The sequence below is a fragment of the Lentzea sp. NPDC020367 genome (genome assembly GCF_044387305.1).
Taxonomy (GTDB): domain Bacteria; phylum Actinomycetota; class Actinomycetes; order Mycobacteriales; family Pseudonocardiaceae; genus Lentzea.
The window spans coordinates 1278462-1295700 of record NZ_JBIRVV010000002.1 but is presented as its reverse complement, the minus strand read 5'-3'; the positions used below and the strand labels follow the sequence as shown (position 1 = coordinate 1295700).

Genomic DNA, 17239 nt, shown 5'->3' with positions numbered 1-17239 from the left:
CCGAAATGCTCTCCACGCCGCCATCGGTGCCGGTAGCCGACGAGTCGCCTGCCCGCAGGCAGCAGCCGCTACACGGAATCGACCGCGTGGAACGGGATCTGCGCAACGGGGTCGGCACGCTGGTGGGCGACGTGCGCCGGTACCCGATCCAGCGGGACGGAAAGCACTACGAACTATTGGTGCGCACCAAACTCGATTGGGACGCGACCGAGGAACTGCCCGGCAAGACCGGCAGGACGTTCGTGCCGAAGACCAAGACGCGGCGGTTTGCCACCACGCATACCGGAACGTCCTCGACTCCCGCACTGGCAGTACCGATCACGGTCGCGGTGGTGGCACCGTTGACCGCGACCGTCACGCCGTCGTTCACGACCAACGTCAACGAGACCCGCGACCAGGACGTGCAGCACGAGTTCAAGCGAGCCTCCAACGCCGTGGACACCGAGACCGGACTCGAAAACCCATGTGTCATAAGCGATCGAGCTGCTCGCCGCGGACGAGAAGCTAATCAAAAAGATCGACTACGGCGAGGACGACCGGCTCACCGGGACGTTCACGATGGGCAGTCCCACCCGTGACCGCTCGGACAACGGGACCGGGTTCAAGCCGCTGGCGACCCCGCCGCCGACCGCGTTTGCGCTGGAGGACGTGATCGTCAAGGGCGCGTTCTTCGACCAGGTGGTGCGACTGCTGCCGAAGCACCTGACCGGGATCGGCTCGCCGGGGCGCCAAGTACTGGCGGAATTCCTGCATCGGTCGAACATCGCCGCGCAGTTGCCAGGCATGGTGGTGCACGACCCGGACAGGCACCCGGAGACGGGGTGGCGGCGATCCCACCGCTAGCCGGAGCCTTGTTGCACAGCGGTAATGCGGTCGAGATGCGGGTCGTAGCACGACAGATCGAAGTGCTCGACGACTTGCACGGCATGGAGTTCAACGATTGGAGCACGGGCAAGGCCGCGCGCGTCAGCACCCGAACCGCGAAGCGGAAGTTCGGGATCAGCGGAACGGCCGCCGCGGTCCACCACGCCGAGCCGGTGATGTTCTCGCTCGGGCCAGGGGCCGATTTCAGCCACGAGCGATCACGTGGCGTCGCACTCAAGCGGGAGACCGGATTCCGCTACAACCAGGAGTACAAGGGCAGGCTGGTGCGTTACCGAACCGTGCACGAGCTGCAGGTCCGCGCACTGGGCCAACCGGCGCGCACGTTGGAAGGCGACGTCACCGCCTACCAGTGGACGACGCGAGAACGGGCGCTGGCAACCGGGATCGTCGATCCGGCCGGCGAGCAGGACCAGGTCTCGGGGTATCGCACGGGCGACAAGCGCACGCACTTCGGCCCTGACTTCCTCGAGTCCGGGCTGACGCTGACCGGTGCGAAGGTAGAGTCAGTGCGCACCCATGACCGCCTGTACTCGGCGATCGCCGACGCGCTGCGACGCGTACCGGACCACCGCTGGTACCACTTCAGCTCATCAGCGTTCATCAAGGAGTTCGGCGACCCCGCGTTGGCAGCCGGGCACAAAGCGACAGTCAACGACATCATCAAACGGCAGGAGGCAGTAAAGCACCGGCTCTCAGACGAGCAACTGGTGCAGTTGGTGGACCAACTGATCGGCCCCGGCTTGGTGATCACGTTGGTGAAGCAGAGGTTCTTCCACGACAACGTAGTCACGATCCGGCTGAAGGCCGAGCTGGACGGGCTCGCCGACGGCGATCTCCAGATCGGCGCGGACCAGTCCTCGACCGAGTCCAGGGTGAAGCAGCGCGACACTCGGACGTTCACCACGGCCAACGCGACGACTGTCAGCGGCAGCGTCCAAGGTCGCGTCACGGTGTTCCTGCACCAGGCCACCGACGCGATCAACTCGACGTTCAAACTCGGCCGCACGTGGACGCGCACCCACGCCGTAGGTGCCGAGTCAGGCGAAGTGGTGCTGCACAAGCACGGCACGAAGCTCACTGGCTCGACCGTGGCCGAGCTGCGGCTCAGGCATTTCAGCGGTGTCCTGAAGATAACGCCGACGATCACCGCGTATCGCCGGGCGAGCAACGAGGCCCGCCTGATCACGTTCGGACGGCCCGGACGGCACGTCCCCAACGTCAAGCGGGTCCCGGTGGCCCCTCTGACCGTGCCGGTGGAGTTCTTGCTCCCGGAACACATGGTGAGCAAGAAGAGACCCGCGCCAGTGGCCGTCGCACCGCAGGACCGCAAGCCGCTGGCCGAAGGCACGCGCATCCTGGACCTCAAGCCCGACACCAGGATCCTGGACAGCACGAACATCCTGTCGATCGCGGGCACCGAACACCTCATCAGCTCGGCGCACGCATTGCTCGCTCAGGCTTCCGGCGACACCGCGCTCGCGATAGCCGATGGCACGAACGCTGAACTCATCGCTGAACGCCTGTCCCCGGATCACCTCCGCAAGGAGCCCCGCCTGTTCGGCAAGCACGTCGTGGAGGGCCTGGTCTATCCACGACGCCGCGCCGACGTGCACGGACAGGTCGCCGTGGTGCTCAGCCCGGTCGCGCCACAGCGACTGGATCCTGTGGAGTGCCAGTGGCTCAAGCAGACCGCGGTCGGCAGTACCTGGGCGGACTGGTCGAACGGCGCCACCACATCGGCCGACGCCGACCTCTCCACCACTTTCACGCCCAGGGGTGTCATCTCGTCCCGCAACGAGCACTCCGACGGCGCCCACTTCGGTGTGATCGGCGCGACGTTGTCGCTGTGGTCCGCGAAGTGGGGCCGCAAGCACGCGCGGAAGATGCAGGGCACTGAGAAGACCTACTTCATGTCCGGCGTCGGCAAGCGCGTGCTAGTACGAGTCGGTGTGCGGGCCAACGTCGTGGCCGAGACACAGACGCGCGGCAACATCGACCGGCTGGAAATGATCTCACGCAGCCCGGTCCGCACAGCGGGCGAGCAGTTCGTACTGCCCGGATCGGTGCTGGTGTGGATGGCCGAAGAGCAACTGGCCGAGCTGGAACGCAGGCAAGCTGTTCCTCCCGAACCTGTCACCACGCGCACATTGCCCGCCCCGGAGTCGCTGTCCCGCGACGTCGGATCGCTGGGCATCGGTGCGGTCGATGGAGTCGTCGACATCAGCGATGTGCTGCCGGACCTGCGCGCCCAGTCGGGGGACGAACTGGCGGACGCGTTGCTGCCCCAGTCATCGCTGACGGGCATCCACAACAACACGCGGATCGCCGAGGAGCAGCTGGGCGGAGTCGACAAGATGTTCGGCATCGTTGTCAACGGTGGCGTGAGCACCCCGCTCCGGAGCGAGCACCGGTTCAGCGGTGAGACCTATGTGCTGGCGATCGACGCGGAGTGGGACCGGCCACCAGGAGAGGGTTCCATCGAACTCGTGCGCAGGCTTGCGGCCCGCACGGTGTTCTCATCGGTCGACGCCGAGGAATCCTCGCACGCGAAGAGCGCGGGCGGTGTGACTTTCACGGCCTACATGCACGGCCGCGTCCGCGACGTAGACGCCGGCAAGGACGGAAAGCTCCGCGCGGGCACGATCGGCGGCGGCGTGCAGGCCCGATACGCGCCGATGTCGCATACCCAGACGAAGACGCGCACGGCGACCGTGCCCGGCTGGCCGACGGCCGCAACGCCGCCCCGTCGGCGGCGATCATCGACTCCACAGTCCGTGCGCGCGGCGCCTACCGTTGCCGCCTCGACCCCGCGGCTACGCCGCGGGCAAGAAGGTACAGGGACGCAAGCACCACATCGCCGTGGACACCCTGGGACTGCTGATCGCGGTACTGGTGACCCCGGCATCCACATCGGACAGAGTCGCCGCCCGCTCTCTGTTGCGATCCCTGCGATCCGTCGCGGGGCCGCGAGTCCAGCTGGCCTGGGCGGACGGCGGCTACACCGGAACCCTGCTCGACTGGGCACGCAGGCCCCTTGCTCTGACCGTCGAGATAGTGAAACGGCCCGACCTGCCGCACTTCACGGTGCTACCACGGCGGTGGGTGGTGGAACGGACCCTGGCAAGGATCACCAGCCACCGCCACTGCGTCCGCGACTACGAACGACTACGCCACCACCACGAGGCAATGGTGCGATGGTCGATGATCCGCATCACCGCCCGACGACTCACGCGGTCTCAGTAGCTCGGAAACAAGCACTTAGGTGGCCTGCTTAACTAATCCGAATACGGCCGCGCGTTCTTGGTGTTGGCGGCCTTTCTTGGCGTGTCGGCGGTTCGGGTTCGCGCGCTCAGGGCAATACTGCTGAGATATCTCGTCGATGGGTCATCTGGCAATTGGATCGGAGCAGTTCCGTCATCGTGCTGATTCAGCCATGACTGAGGGTGTATCAGGCAAGCTGATTGACATGAGCACTCGGGCTGTGCTCTGAAAATAGACTCGCAGAAAAAGCTTGATCGATTGGCGGGGAAATGTTCTTGAATTGCTTTCAGGTTGCTTTGGTTGAGCGTTGCGGCCGTGCGCCCTCTGTGGCTTGCGGGGTTGAATGGGGTCATGCAACCAATCGTGCAGACCACGCATGGCGCCGTGTGCGGAGCCGTGGACGAGGACATCAGCGTCTTCAGGGGCATTCCCTACGCCGCTCCGCTGGACGGCGTCCGTCGCTTCCAGGCGCCTCAGCCGCCACGGCCGTGGGACGGCGTTCGTGACGCCACTGCCTTCAGCGCCTCGCCTCCTCAGGCTCAGATGCAGCCGCTGCCTCCGTTGTGGCTACCGGGCGACGACACTGAAAGCCTTACCGTCAGTGTGTGGACGCCCGATCCCCTCGCGGTTGGGCTTCCTGTGATGGTCTGGTTCTACGGTGGTGCCTTCATCTTCGGCAGCGCGAGCCAGCCCGAGTACAACGGCGCAACCCTCGCCAGCGAGGGTGTCGTGCTGGTGACCGTGAACTATCGAACGGGCTTCGAAGGCTTGGGCTGGCTGTCTGACGCGCCACACAACAGAGCCCTCCTCGACCAGCTCTCGGCGCTGCGCTGGGTACAAGAGAACATCGGGAACTTCGGCGGCGACGCGGGCAACGTAACAATCTTCGGCCAGTCCGCGGGCGCCAGCGCCGTGGCGGCATTGACTGCCGCCGAGGCAGGCAAGGGACTGTTCCGCCGCGCCATCGGGCAAAGCGTCACCGCTGCGTTTCTGCCCGAGGACCAGGCACGCGGCACAGCCGAGCGGATTGGGGCAGCACTCGGCGTGCCGCTCACGTCCGATGCTTTCGCGGCAGTGCCGCCTGAGGCTATCCATGCCGTGCAGTCGATCCCGGGGAGGTCACTCCGTACGGACTGGTGGTGGACGGTGACCTTGTGCGTGACCAGCCGTGGCTCGGTCTGCGGGCGGAGGTCGACCTCATGACGGGCTTCACCCGCGACGAGTACAGTTTCTTCGCGATGGCGATGAACGAGGACATGTCCACCGTGGATGTCGCCGCAGTCGCGAAGATGCACGGCGTGGAGCTCGACTCGTATCGCGCTGTGTACCCGGACGCCTCCGACACCGATCTGTACCTGCTGATCCAGTCGGACGGCTTCTTCCGCATCCCATCGCTGTGGTGTGCCCAGGAACATCCCGGTCGGAGTTGGAGCTACGAGTTGACGTGGCCGACCCCTGTGTTCGGTGGTGCACTTGGTGCCTGTCATCTCCTGGACGTGCCTCTGACGTTCGGCAACTTCCAAGGGCCCATGGCAGGGATGCTCTTCGGTGGTGCCGTTCCTCGGGAGGCCGTCGAGCTCGGGGAGAAGATTCGCAGGTCGTTGACCTCCTTCGCTGCTACCGGAGATCCGGGATGGCCGGAGTACCAGCGCGGTGACGCGCTCACTCGGATCTGGGACACGCAGCCGTCGGTCGCCGCCGACCCCGAGTCGGCATCGCGTCGGATCTGGAGCGACAAGATGTGAACCTTGCAAGCCCGAGCGCGGACTGCCGTGCTCGGGCCGACCACGGTATGTACGGAAGGGCCGTCTGCGGTGTCCAAAGTGTCCTATCGAATCGCGTTGTTCGCGGCCGTTCGGCATTGTCCAAGCCCTGCTTGCACCCTTGTTTTCTTTTGTCTACTTCAAGACGCCCGCTCAGGATCGGCGTCGAGTTACGCGCACTTATATTTGAGTTGCACGCGCGGCGGCTTGACTGCAAGAGGGTCTTTCGGCGTTGTGTATCGCGCGCTGGAATATGTGGTGTGACAGCGCGCGTCGGTGTAGTAATCCGAAACGTTGGCATTGATTTCTGTCGTGCCGCAGCAATTGCTTAGCCCCATCGCACGTGATGGTCCCGGGATACCCCGAACTGCAGTGATCAACGCGTTGAGAACTTGTCGAGCACTCTGAATAAAGCGTTCGCCTAAAGGTTGTCCTGTAGTGCTGTCTCGGTGTGTTCGATGATCTTGGTGGAGCGGGTGATCGGTGCGGGGCGGTTGGAGTGGGTGGCGGTGTTGACGGGCTTGTCGGTGCGGGGTGTTCTGTCGGCTTGTGCGGGTCGTGGCCCGTTGGGGTGGTGAGCAGACCGGCGGCAGCCGGTGGTGGGGTTTGCCGCGGCGGATCGGGTGTTGCTGGTGGCGGTGTACTGCCGGATGAACCTGACGTTGCGGCAGGTCGCGCTGCTGTTCGGGATCTCGGAGTCCGCGGCGGGCCGGGTGGTGGATCACCTGGCGCCGCTGCCGGCGCTCGCGCCGGTGACCCGCAAGCACAGCCCGGACACCGTGCTGATCGTGGACGGCACCTTGGTGCCCGCCCACGACCGGAGCATCCCCGCGTCGTCGAAGAACTACCGGCACCCGGTGAACATGCGGGTCGTCATCGACGCCAACACCCGTCTGGCCGCCGCGGTCGGCGACCCCGCACCCGGCAACCGCAACGACTGCCGCGCCTGCACCGACTCGCGCATCGATCAGCAGTGCCGGGGCGCGAACATGATGGCCGACGGTGGTTACCAGGGCAACCCCGCCGTGATCATGCCCTGCCGCACCCCGGAAGGGCAACCACCGCTGCCGCAATGGAAAGGAGAAGACGGGTCTGCTGCACGAGTAGGTGACAGTGTGACCTGCCCTACTGGATGGGTTCCAGAGTTGGTGGCTAACTGGCGGCCTGTTCGAGAGGCTGTGCACTGTGCCCGTCCGTACCCCGCCGAGTTCCGAGCGCGTGCCGTCGCGTTGGTCCGAGCTGGCAAAGAGCAGAAGCAGACCGCGGTGGACCTGGGTATCCATCCGGTGACGTTGTCGAAATGGGTCAAGCAGGACCGGGTCGATCGGGGTGAGATTCCCGGCACCCCGAGCAGCGAGTCCGTCGAGCTGCGCAACGCTCGACGGCGGATCCAGGAGCTCGAGACCGAGTTGTTGATCGTGCGTCAGGCAGCGACGTTCCTGGGGAACGAGCGTCCCCGCCCAAAGGTTCTACCCGGTGATCGACAGGCTCACCGACGCCGGGATTCCGGTCGATCGTTCCTGTCGCGTCCTCGGAGTCGCGCGCCAGAACTACTACAAGGCCAAACGAACACCGACCACACCGACGGAGCTGCGACGCCGCTGGCTGACCGGCGTGATCCGCGAGGTACACGTCGCCTCACGCGGTACCTACGGCCATCGACGGGTGCACGCCGAACTCACTCTCGGCATGGGCATCACCGTCTGCGAGCGAACCGTATGGCTACTGATGAACCAAGCCGGCATCCACGGACTTCCTGGTCCAGCACGAGTGAAACAGCTCCGCGGCGTCGCCACCGCCGGCGACCTGGTGAACCGCAAGTTCCATCGACTGAAACCGAACGAACTATGGGTCACCGACATCACCCAACACAGGACAAGAGAAGGATGGCTCTACTGCGCGGCCGTTCTGGACGCGTTCAGCCGTCGAATCATGGGCTGGTCGATTGACTCCACACAGGACTCAACCCTGGTCGTCAACGCACTCGACATGGCCATCCGCAACCGGCGCCCCGAGCCCAGCGGCATCGTCCACGCCGATCACGGAACCCAGTTCACCTCCTGGGTCTTCGGCGAGAAGATCCGCTCAGCCGGTCTGCTGCCATCCTTCGGAACAGTCGGCGACGGCCTCGACAACGCGATGATGGAATCCTTCTGGTCATCGATGCAGATCGAGCTACTGAACCGTCAACGATGGAAGACCCGCGTGGAGTTGGCCAACGCGATCTTCGACTACATCGAGATCTTCCACAACCGCCGCCGACGGCACTCCGCCCTCGGCTACCTCACCCCGATCGAGTACGAACTACGCTCCGACCACGACACCACCACCGCTGCCAGTTAGCCACAACGACTGGAACCCTTCCGGTGGGGCAGGTCAAAATGTCACCTAACGGTGCAGCAGACCCGACCTCAACACCGTCCACAAGAGCGTCCGCGCACGAGCCGAGCACACCCCGGCACACATGAAGTCCTGGAACATCCCGCGCAACTGCCACCGCAAACGCGACGGCGTCAGCCACGCCACCCGAAGCACCGCCCAGCTGTGCAACCTGACCATGACCGCTGAACGACCACCGACAGCGGACGACGCCGTCATCACCCCGGACGACAGCGCCATCACCCCTGCCAGCCAACACTCTTGATCATTACAGGACAACCCTGAGCCGCATCCCACGTTCAGTTGTTGTGTTCTGCCAGTGGAGGAGCATGCGAAACCTGCCGACACTATGAAGGTGACGCCGGTGAAGGCAAGGAGGCGCAAACCGCGAGTGCCGACGCACTCAGCCTCAACCTCGTCCTAGACCTTCAATCAGTACAGCTAGCCCGCGAGCAAGACTGCAGCCAGCGCCAAGAAGCCAGGAACCACCTGCGCGAACAGAGTCGTTCGGGACACCGTGATGGCGCCGTACACCCCAGCGACGATCACGAAAGTCGTAAATAGCACTGCGGTACCGAAGTCGTCGAGAAGCAGGGAGTAGATCAGACCAGCTGCCAGGAATCCGTTGTACAGCCCCTGGTTCGCACCCAGCGCCTTCGACTCCTCGGCGAGTTTCGGCGTCAGGCCGAATGCCCTCAGCGCCCTGGGAGTGGTCCACAGGAACATCTCCAACACAAGAATATAGAGATGGATGCACGCAACCAGGATTATCAGAACGCCAGCAACTGCGCGCACCATTCCTCCTTACAGAAAGATCATGACCTGTCGCAATGCTAGGCGGGACTGGGATTCAACGCCACAGCAGAGGGCACTCAGGCAAAATTACCGACACTTACGGGCAAAGTACCTTGCTGCTTTCAGCATGCGGTGACGACGCAGCTGGCAGCAAGGGGGTTCCATTCCTCCACGCGACCTGACAAAGAAGATCGCCCACGTGATCAGCACCGCCGCCTCGAGGGTGACCGGTCCGCGGTCCGCGAGCCTCGACGAGCCGGCCTCCTAACGCGTTGGTCTGCCGGTCAGCATGTCGATCTTGTACCTGCTGAAGACGCAGGCGTGACCAGACTCGCCGCACCGGTCCCAACAGATCATCGGACGTCCTGCAGCCCAACGGCGTGCAACGGCAGTCAGCGGCTCTGGATTTCCTCGACGATCGCGATGAACCAGGATCGTCGTTCGTCAACGGTGATCGTGTCTCCTCGCTTGTGGGCGAATTTCTGCAGCTCGACGAGGTCCAGACATGTCGCGAGTGCCTGCCTCATGTCTTGGGAGTCAGGCTGGTGCTCGTGATCACGTGACCAGTGCATCAGCATCGGGTCCGATGTACCACTCGGAGGCAGGCTCCCCACACGTGTGTGCTCGAAACCGACCGCACTGAGCAACGTCGCACACTCCTCGATCGGCAGATAGGAGAGGAGCGGCCATGGTGCCAGCCGTGTGGCGACATCCAAACCAATACGCATCTCCAAGGCGCAGCCGATGTCGTCCGCACCGTGGGACACGCTGAGCGGTATCCAAGGAGCTGCCTGCAGCTCGGTGAGCCAGGTGGCAGTGATGTCGGAGCGGTGTGGCAAGTGCTTGTCCAGGAATCGGTTGAGAGTGCTGGACGGATCTCTGGACTGACGCTCGATCGGCACCTAACCACCTTGGCCGATCCCTCTCAGTCAGCCAACCTTCGCCTGGAGGCGGTGGCGCTCGGCTGATGGGCGAGTGGCTCGACGGCGCGCGTTCAGGCGGCGTTGCCGGCGTGCGCAGGTTCGAATCCTCGGCAGGGCACCACACAGATCTGCTCACCACTTCGGCCAGGCGCCTGACCGGCAAGTTGGTGCTTGAGAGCAGCTTCGTCGTGGACGAACCGCGAGGTGGGCGATGAACGGCTTGGCGGAACGAGGCACAGGAGGACTCGTGGTCCGCGCGGTCACGGTGATCATGGCCTCGGTCGTGGGGCTGACCTTCTTGTTCGGGTTCGGCAACGTGCTGAGCCTGGGGCTTCGCCTGGGCGTGCCGATGTGGGTGGCCCCGCTCGTCGCGCCCGCGGTGGACCTCTCGATTCTTGGTCTGTTGCTGGGAATTCGGCATCTCGCCCTCGCCGGTGCTTCTGCTGAGGTGCTGCGTCCCGCTCGTCGGTTGCTGATGTTCGCGAGCGCGGTCACGTTGGCGCTGAACGTTGCTGAACCGGTGGTGGCCGGTGAGTACGGCAAGGCGGCGTTCGACGCCGTCGGTCCGCTGCTGCTGATCGGCTGGGCCGAGGTGGGGCCCGGTCTTCTGCAGGCCATCGGTGCGAATCGTGGGCCGCAGTCAGTCGAGGCGGCCAACACCGAGTCCGAGGGACTTACAGCTGGCGGCTGGGAACCTGCATCGCCTCGACCTGAAGCCGATGCGAACTCGGTGGTGGCTGATCGGCCGCTCGGATACGAGCTCCCACACGAAGATCTTCTTGTTCGGGCGCGACACGAGGATGCGGTTCACCGGACGGTTCGTCAGAAGCCCATTTCGGCCGAGACGCTGCGCGTCAAGCTGGGATCGGCTTTGCGTCGGCCCGGCGGCTGGTCAAGATCGTTCGCGCTGAGTTTCAGGAGATCCGCCTGTCCGGCCTGGGGGAGCTCGCGCAGCCGTCCCGAACGGACGTCGTGAATGCGGCGGCCTGAGGTTCTGAGCTGAGCTGCCGCAGATCCGCGCTCGCGTAGTCGCCCCTGCGGCAGCGCCCCGTCTGTCAGCTGGTATCGACGTCGATGCGCAGGTCAAGGCGCCGGACGAGTGCTCTGTCCAGGCGTGCTAGATGGCCTCGGGAATCGCCCGCGAATCAGTGTGGAATGAAAAATGGCGGATTTGATACACTTCCTGGAGATGTAGGTCTCAGTGGAGGTGATGTGATGGCTGACGCGGGTGCGTCTGGGCAGATGGTCGCCCTGGCTCGCGAGGCCAAGGGGTGGACGCAGCTGGACCTGGCGAAGAAGTCGGGCATGGCTCAGGGGTCGGTCTCGAAGGTCGAACGCGGGCACATGTCGCTGGACGAGGAGGGCCTGGAACGCGTGGCAAGCGCGTTGGAGGTTCCGCCAGCCTTGTTGTGCATGGGTGAAGCTCCGCTCGCGCTGGAGGCGACGTGCCTTCATCACCGTCGGCGGGCCAGTCGGATGGCCGTGGTGACGGCGAAGAAGATCGAGGGCCTTACACAGCTCGTCGGGATGTCAGCGCAACGGCTCATGGAGGAGTCGGAGAGCGGGCTGGTGCTGCCGTTGCACAGGCGGCCGCTGGGGCCGGACGTGACGCCGCAGGACATCGCGGCCAAACTGCGGGCCGACTGGGGGATGACTCCCGGCCCGGTGGCCAACATGACCGACCTGCTGGAACGCGCCGGCGTCACGGTCATCGTCCGGCAGCTGGGTTCAGACGCGCAGGACGCGGTCAGCGGATGGCCGCCGGGAGGGCACCCCATCGTCCTGGTCAACATGGGCTTGCCGCCGGACCGGTTCCGGTTCACCTTGGCGCACGAGCTCGGGCATCTCCTCATGCACGAGCTGCCCGATGACGAGCAGGAGAACCAGGCGAACGCGTTCGCGGCGGAGTTTCTGCTGCCGGCGGACCTGATCCGGATCGAGCTCGACGGTCTCACGGTGCGGCAGTTCGGCCGGCTCGCCGAGCTGAAGGCGCGGTGGAAGGTGTCGATCGCGGCCCTGATCCAGCGCGCGGCGCAGTTGGAGTGCATCAGTCCCACGCAGTTCAAGTCGTTCCGAATAAGGCTCAACCAGTACGGCTGGAACCGCAGAGAGCCCGGCGACCTCGTGCCCGAGGCACCTACGAGGTTGCGCACCGCCATCGACCGGCACCTGCAAACCGGTCGCACAGAAAAGGAACTCGCTGAGATCGCGCTGATGCTGCCGGAGCAGTTCAGACGCCACTACCTCGAGACCACAGCATCGCCGCGGCCCGCGGCCACGAGCAGTAACGAGGAACCATGACCGCGACTGACCTGCATCAGGCCCTGCTGGTGCACACCGATGCCGACCGTGCCGAGCTGGCCCTGGAACTCGCTGACCGCGACGGCGGAGGTCTTGTCCTGCACGGCAAGGGCAAGGCGCTCATGGCGGCACGTCACCTCAAGGACACCAAGAAGTTTCAGCGGCCTCTCATCGTTGAAGCCGACGCGTACACGGGCAAGCACCGCAAGCTCGCCCCGGACGCGTTCGACGCCAACTGGATCAGCCAGCAACGCCGGCTGGGGCTGCCCGTGGTCTTGCCGGACGGCGGCTACGTCGACGAGGGCGACGAGAGCGGCCTGCTCAGCATCCTCACCCGAGTTCACGACGACGGTCGGCCTGATCTCGCGGCGCCTCTGGCTCTGCACAGGAGCTGGCTGGATGCCAAGGCCGGGCTTCCGACGCTTCTCCGTCACGCCGGCGATGCGGGTGTGCCCATCGCCTTGACCATCGAGCACGCCAAGGACCCGTACGCGACCAGGAGTCTGCTGCACGGCCTTGTCGAGGTGCTGCAACTCGGAGTCAAGGTCTACCTGTTGCGGTGCGACGTGGCTGCGGTCGGAGCGTTGTGCTTCGGTGCCGAGGCGGCGGCCGTCGGTACAAGGACGGGCTTGCGTCACCTCTTCCCGCGGAAGGAGAACGGCGGCGGTGGTGGCGCGATGCCGTCGGTCGCAGCCCTCGTGCGCGGCATGCTGTCCTACATCAGCCTCGACAAGATCGAGCCGGAGATCCAGCAGAACCCCGACAACGACCTCTGGAAGTGTGGTTGCGTGGTCTGCGGCGGGCAGAGCCTCAGCTGGATCAAGTCTGCGCCCAAGCCTGAAGACGCGGCCTACCTGCACTCCGTGGAGGTCCTGTACCAGATCCGTGCCGAGCTCTTCGACAATTTCGCCACCTCGGCAGAGCGGCGTCTTGCCTGGATCGGGCTGTGCGACTCGGCGATCTTCCAGCATGAAGACACCGCCGCAGAGTGGAGCCCGCAGCCCGTTCTCGGCAACTGGGCATCGCTCCGCGGCGCCCAGTCGATCAGCTAGACGCGTCGGCGTGCGCCGGGATCTTCCCGGTCTTCAGCGCGCATTCGTACACGACTTCCTCGAACCACCGTGAGATGTCCGTTGGTCGCGCGGTCGGCACCGGTCCCACCCTGCCTGGGCTCGCCAGCGCCATGGCTCCATCGCGCTGAGCCCAGACCACTCCGACGCCGCGGTACTGGGCGTGGAGCAGGCAATTCTGGGGCGGCCTTCGCGTGCTCTCGGTGATCAGCGCGGTGGAGCCGAAACCGCCATACCTGGCCGCGAGCTTGACGCTCCGTTGCCAACGAGCACCGGAAGCCAGCACTCCGACGACGCGCATCGCGGCGGCGGGCCTGGTGTCTGCGTGTTCCGGCCAGGACCACATTGCGATGGTCGTCCGGTCGGTCACCGGTGGCCAGCCGGACCGCACTCGATCGGCGTGCACCTCGTCGTCGAGTTCAGCCACGACCGTGATCACGTCACCGAATGCCTGCACTCGCGGGAGCACGACGCCACGCCACCCGAGAGTGTGAGCCGCGGCCGCGAGGTGAGCATCATGCCAGCTCTCGGCAGGCGCGGGCATGGGCAGCGGCTGCTGGTCCGCGGTGATCACGATGCTGATTCCCCTTGCGCGGCGATATGCCCGTCGCGGTTGTGCTGTTCGACTGCTCGACCGGGCACGATACGCACCTCCGGTTCGTCGTTGGCAGCAGCCTCGAAGTAGACGCTGTATTGAGGTGTGAGGTCAAGCATCGTCACCCGCCGCACAAGTATGGGCAGGCCGCAGTTCGTCCGTACTCTCGCTGGGGGCCACACCGGCTTCTCATGATCCAACAGTACGGCGGTTCACGCGTTCCACAACCCGAGGGAATTTGGCGGCTATGGAGCGTTTCGAGTTCGAATCGCGGCAGCTGGCAAGTCGCCAGGGTCGTCTCAAATGGACACAGAGGTGCGTCTAACTCATCGGTCGTCGGTCGTCTGTCCATAATAGACAATGGGCGCCGTTGTTTTGGTGTGAGTGGGCCCAGCTCTTGGTGGCGATCTGGAGCGCACGTTCCCACAACAGAAGCTGACGCTGCGGTCGTTGGTGATCGGTGAGGAAGTCTCTCAAGTTCATCTGAGCCATGTTCGACCGCATGTGAGCATCGAGGATCTCGATCAGCTCGCGGCCGCCCTTCGTGACGGCGTACTCCAGTAGTTCGAGCTCGTGTATGCCAAGGATGTGGAGCGGCCGGAACTCTGGCGCCTGCAGTACTCCTGCTTCCTGGAGTCGGTAGTCGATCACCGCGCGGGTGATGGGACCCAGCGGGAAGCCTTCACCGATCACCAGGATCGGGACGAACCTCCGCCGGTGCTCCGCAGGACGTCCGGTCAGGTTGGATTCGTTCTGCTTCAACCGGTTCAACGTGGCTTCGAGTTGCCGGGCCTTCTCCACGATGCCGAACATGACGTCGTCAAGCAGCGCTTCGGGCGATGCGGAGGAGGCCAGTCTTCGCTGGACAACCCGAGAGCTGACCTCGAAGGCGACCCATGAGCCGTGGCCCTCCATGACCGCGTCGCAGACCTGACCGCGCTTCTTGCCTGGATAGGCGGCCTTCAGCTCGTCCTCATCCCAAAGCCGCTTGAACATTCCGTGCCGAGGCGCGAACTGTTCGAGTACCTCCAGGACGTACCGCTCGGTATTGCCACGCAAGTAGTTCACGACTGTGTTCATCTGCTTGGAAGCTGCAGAGCGTGACTCTTCGTCGGGGGCTGAGGTCACCATGGCATCGCCGACGTCGTAGATCGGCAACCACCCGTAGACCCGGTTGATAAGGAAGTCCGGGTCGAGTACGACGACGCGCCCCGATTCCACGAAGAGCGGGAAGCGCTCGAAGGCGTTGAACGACCAGGGGCCGGGGAACTCCTCCGCGTCCAACTCCGCGACGAACCCCTCACGGTCCCTGGCGAGCATGCCCAGAGCCCTGTCCATCCGTTCGGGTTCCCAGGACAGCTTGTCGCCCAAGTCTGCAATTTGGAGCGCAGGGTCTTCCTTCGTGCACAACGGCCAGAGCATCGTCGCCAGGGTGACGAGGTCCTCGAACAGTACTCCGACGGTTGTGTTGTAGAGCTCGTCGAGGTTGAAGCCACGACCACGGGACACGTCTTCAGCCGGCATTCCTCGCCACCGACGTTGAAACTGCGCGATGAGGGAGACGACGTCACGAGACGCGTTGAAGTACTGGTTCGCCGTCATCTCCGCGGCCAGCGCGGAGGCGTGTGAGACTGGTTCGTCGTCGATGCGCAGTCCGAGGTCCGGCGCGCTTTCTGGTTCATCCCTCATATGCGAATGTTCGTTTACAGCGAGCATCATCCAGACAAGTGACTCCAGCTCGACCTGCTCCTCGGAGTCCGCATAGCAATGGCGGAACGCGAACTCCATGAGCTTCAGGAGGTTGTACTCCGTGACCAGGTACCCGCCCTGTTCGATGCGGGACAACAGTTCTCCGAGAACGGGTTCGGTGAACACCTCACCGGCGACTACGCGGTCCACAGCCTTGCGATCGGTCGGTCTGTCGCGCAACCGGGCCAGCAAACCGGCCAGCACCTCTACCGTGCTCGTCAGCGGACACCGCTCCATTTCCGCGGCGATGTCGCTGAACTGCGTTGGCGTCAGGCCCACGTCCTCGGTAGTGATGAGGACGGCGACCAGGTCGATGGGAAACCGTTCGGGAGCCCCGGAGTCCGGTGCGATCAGACCCGACGGCCTCCGCGTTGCCAGCCTCGCTCCGAGAAAGGGCAAGGTCGAACCTTCGTGGGCGATCTCCGAGCGAGCTACGGCGAGGTAGGTGCCTGGAAGGCCAGCGGGTTCGCCGCCCGTCAACGCGCGGACGGTTCTCCTCAGAACCTCGTCTGGATCGTCGGGTTGTTGCCCCATCTAGTAAGGCTACGACTGGCGCAACGGATTTCTTGGCAGGCAAAGTCCGACATGCCCTTGAAGTACCGCGTGGCGAAGCTGAATCAATGCGGAGTCACGTTAGGCGGTGTCACGTGCGAGGCGCGGAACGAGCCGGACGTACGTGACCATGCCGATGACCTCGAGAAGGGTCTGGGCCACGATCACGATCCCCGCGACGGCCAGCGTGTCCGGCAGGGCAAGGGCGAGCGGGAGCACGACGAGCGAGTTGCGGGCGGCTCCACTGAAGATGATGGCGCGGGTCTCCGGCGGGCCGAGCCGGAACAGGCGGGCGACGGCGAGGCCGAGCACGGTCATCGCGATCAGGAACACGACGTAGAACGGGATCACGCCGAGTACCGCTGACGCGTCGTCGCCGATTTTGGGGACCTGGGAGGCGACGACGGTGAGCAGGGTGGCGACCATGAGCGGGACCATGGCCGCGCTTGTCTTGTCGGAGAAGGTGACGCCGGACTGGTGGCGCGCTGCCCAGGCCTGGGGTGGCCCAGGCCAGCGCAAGCGGGATCACGATCAGGATCAGGAACGCTTCGAGGGCCGCTGAACACGATCACGTAGTCCACGCATGGGGTGAGCAGCACTAGGAGCACGCCGACGCGTACGCCGTCGTCGGCGGGCAGGAAGCCGAACATCGCGGCGACGACGAGCGGTACGACGACGAAGTTGACCACCAGCATGGCGGCGAGAAATCTGCCTGCGCGCAATGACCGCACGAGCTCTCGTGCCGGGACTTGCAGTAACGTCACGTAGAGCAGGACGGCCAGGATCGGGTTGATCGCGGCTTCGAGACCGGGGCCGGCGGCGGGGACCAGCAGGCCGACGAGGACACCGGCGAGGATGCCGCCGATGTAGATCGGGACCTGGTGCTGTTCCATCTGTGCGACCAGACCGTTGGTGCCCTGCGTCAACGTGCGCTCCGTCCTTCACGAGCTGTCCGTTGCGCATTGT

The 17239-nt window shown here is 64.7% G+C and carries 15 protein-coding genes and 4 pseudogenes; 12 read left to right on the top strand and 7 right to left on the bottom strand.

The window, feature by feature from the left end:
* Positions 1-5: 5 nt before the first annotated feature.
* The 8 genes and pseudogenes from ACH413_RS12255 to ACH413_RS12220 all read left to right on the top strand — a co-directional run bounded on the left by ACH413_RS12255 (position 6) and on the right by ACH413_RS12220 (position 8553).
* A complete protein-coding gene (locus tag ACH413_RS12255) occupies positions 6-578 on the top strand; it encodes a hypothetical protein (RefSeq protein ID WP_360031243.1) in 573 nt (190 codons plus the stop codon).
* Positions 559-843 (top strand): hypothetical protein, encoded by a 285-nt coding sequence (locus ACH413_RS12250; protein WP_360031242.1) that lies wholly within the window; start codon positions 559-561, stop codon positions 841-843. The genes ACH413_RS12255 and ACH413_RS12250 overlap by 20 nt, the downstream gene beginning before the upstream one ends.
* A gap of 2901 nt (positions 844-3744) precedes the next feature.
* Positions 3745-4128 carry a transposase gene (locus tag ACH413_RS12245; RefSeq protein ID WP_360031278.1) on the top strand — a complete coding sequence of 128 codons (384 nt, stop codon included), beginning with the start codon at positions 3745-3747 and terminating at the stop codon, positions 4126-4128.
* Between the two features lie 414 nt (positions 4129-4542).
* Complete coding sequence (locus ACH413_RS12240; RefSeq protein ID WP_360031240.1) at positions 4543-5349, top strand: carboxylesterase family protein; 807 nt, start codon at positions 4543-4545, stop codon at positions 5347-5349.
* Positions 5301-5891 (top strand): hypothetical protein, encoded by a 591-nt coding sequence (locus tag ACH413_RS12235; protein WP_360031238.1) that lies wholly within the window; start codon positions 5301-5303, stop codon positions 5889-5891. The genes ACH413_RS12240 and ACH413_RS12235 overlap by 49 nt, the downstream gene beginning before the upstream one ends.
* 797 nt (positions 5892-6688) lie before the next feature.
* Positions 6689-6892 (top strand): annotated as a pseudogene (locus ACH413_RS12230) (IS5/IS1182 family transposase); the annotation flags it as partial.
* A gap of 195 nt (positions 6893-7087) precedes the next feature.
* A pseudogene (locus tag ACH413_RS12225) lies at positions 7088-8252 on the top strand (IS3 family transposase).
* Positions 8253-8373: 121 nt separating this feature from the next.
* Positions 8374-8553, top strand: a complete 180-nt coding sequence (locus ACH413_RS12220; protein ID WP_396424965.1) for a hypothetical protein — start codon at positions 8374-8376, stop codon at positions 8551-8553.
* Positions 8554-8729: 176 nt separating this feature from the next.
* Here the strand turns inward: ACH413_RS12220 and ACH413_RS12215 are convergent, their stop codons facing one another.
* On the bottom strand, positions 8730-9083 hold the full coding sequence (locus ACH413_RS12215; protein WP_360031236.1) for a DUF1304 domain-containing protein: 354 nt from the start codon (positions 9081-9083) through the stop codon (positions 8730-8732).
* Positions 9084-9475: 392 nt separating this feature from the next.
* On the bottom strand, positions 9476-9985 hold the full coding sequence (locus ACH413_RS12210; RefSeq protein WP_360031234.1) for a hypothetical protein: 510 nt from the start codon (positions 9983-9985) through the stop codon (positions 9476-9478).
* Positions 9986-10217: 232 nt separating this feature from the next.
* Here ACH413_RS12210 and ACH413_RS12205 point away from each other — a divergent pair.
* From ACH413_RS12205 to ACH413_RS12195, 3 genes and pseudogenes are all read left to right on the top strand, one after another.
* Positions 10218-10996, top strand: a pseudogene (locus ACH413_RS12205) (hypothetical protein).
* A 225-nt stretch (positions 10997-11221) separates the two neighbouring features.
* The gene (locus tag ACH413_RS12200; RefSeq protein WP_360031230.1) at positions 11222-12307 is read left to right on the top strand and encodes an XRE family transcriptional regulator; all 1086 of its coding nucleotides are present in this window, start codon (positions 11222-11224) and stop codon (positions 12305-12307) included.
* Entirely contained in the window at positions 12304-13359 is a 1056-nt protein-coding gene (locus tag ACH413_RS12195; RefSeq protein WP_360031228.1) for a hypothetical protein, read from the top strand. Before ACH413_RS12200 ends, ACH413_RS12195 begins: the two co-directional genes overlap by 4 nt.
* Here ACH413_RS12195 and ACH413_RS12190 read toward each other — a convergent pair.
* The 4 genes from ACH413_RS12190 to ACH413_RS12175 all read right to left on the bottom strand — a co-directional run bounded on the left by ACH413_RS12190 (position 13352) and on the right by ACH413_RS12175 (position 16699).
* Positions 13352-13951, bottom strand: coding sequence for a hypothetical protein (locus tag ACH413_RS12190; protein WP_360031226.1), 600 nt, complete (start codon positions 13949-13951; stop codon positions 13352-13354). The two genes, ACH413_RS12195 and ACH413_RS12190, sit on opposite strands and share 8 nt — an antisense overlap.
* The gene (locus ACH413_RS12185; protein WP_360031224.1) at positions 13948-14097 is read right to left on the bottom strand and encodes a hypothetical protein; all 150 of its coding nucleotides are present in this window, start codon (positions 14095-14097) and stop codon (positions 13948-13950) included. The genes ACH413_RS12190 and ACH413_RS12185 overlap by 4 nt, the downstream gene beginning before the upstream one ends.
* Positions 14098-14293: 196 nt before the next feature.
* The gene (locus ACH413_RS12180) at positions 14294-16255 is read right to left on the bottom strand and encodes a hypothetical protein (protein WP_360031222.1); all 1962 of its coding nucleotides are present in this window, start codon (positions 16253-16255) and stop codon (positions 14294-14296) included.
* A 99-nt stretch (positions 16256-16354) separates the two neighbouring features.
* Positions 16355-16699: a hypothetical protein gene (locus ACH413_RS12175; RefSeq protein ID WP_360031286.1), complete on the bottom strand. Its 345-nt coding sequence runs from the start codon at positions 16697-16699 to the stop codon at positions 16355-16357.
* On the opposite strand from ACH413_RS12175, the gene ACH413_RS12170 reads away from it, so the two are divergent.
* Positions 16698-16835 carry a hypothetical protein gene (locus tag ACH413_RS12170; protein WP_360031284.1) on the top strand — a complete coding sequence of 46 codons (138 nt, stop codon included), beginning with the start codon at positions 16698-16700 and terminating at the stop codon, positions 16833-16835. The two genes, ACH413_RS12175 and ACH413_RS12170, sit on opposite strands and share 2 nt — an antisense overlap.
* 55 nt (positions 16836-16890) lie before the next feature.
* On the opposite strand, the pseudogene ACH413_RS12165 reads toward ACH413_RS12170, so the two are convergent.
* Positions 16891-17166 (bottom strand): annotated as a pseudogene (locus ACH413_RS12165) (arsenic resistance protein); the annotation flags it as partial.
* Positions 17167-17239: the final 73 nt, after the last annotated feature.

Bases quoted from the DNA above. Each gene is read 5' to 3' on its own strand.
- ACH413_RS12255 (WP_360031243.1), top strand. From the start codon at position 6: ATGCTCTCCACGCCGCCATCGGTGCCGGTAGCCGACGAGTCGCCTGCC.
- ACH413_RS12220 (WP_396424965.1), top strand. From the start codon at position 8,374: ATGAAGTCCTGGAACATCCCGCGCAACTGCCACCGCAAACGCGACGGC.
- ACH413_RS12180 (WP_360031222.1), bottom strand. From the start codon at position 16,255: ATGGGGCAACAACCCGACGATCCAGACGAGGTTCTGAGGAGAACCGTC.
- ACH413_RS12195 (WP_360031228.1), top strand. From the start codon at position 12,304: ATGACCGCGACTGACCTGCATCAGGCCCTGCTGGTGCACACCGATGCC.
- ACH413_RS12170 (WP_360031284.1), top strand. From the start codon at position 16,698: ATGAGCGGGACCATGGCCGCGCTTGTCTTGTCGGAGAAGGTGACGCCG.
- ACH413_RS12250 (WP_360031242.1), top strand. From the start codon at position 559: ATGGGCAGTCCCACCCGTGACCGCTCGGACAACGGGACCGGGTTCAAG.
- ACH413_RS12200 (WP_360031230.1), top strand. From the start codon at position 11,222: ATGGCTGACGCGGGTGCGTCTGGGCAGATGGTCGCCCTGGCTCGCGAG.
- ACH413_RS12175 (WP_360031286.1), bottom strand. From the start codon at position 16,699: ATGGTCGCCACCCTGCTCACCGTCGTCGCCTCCCAGGTCCCCAAAATC.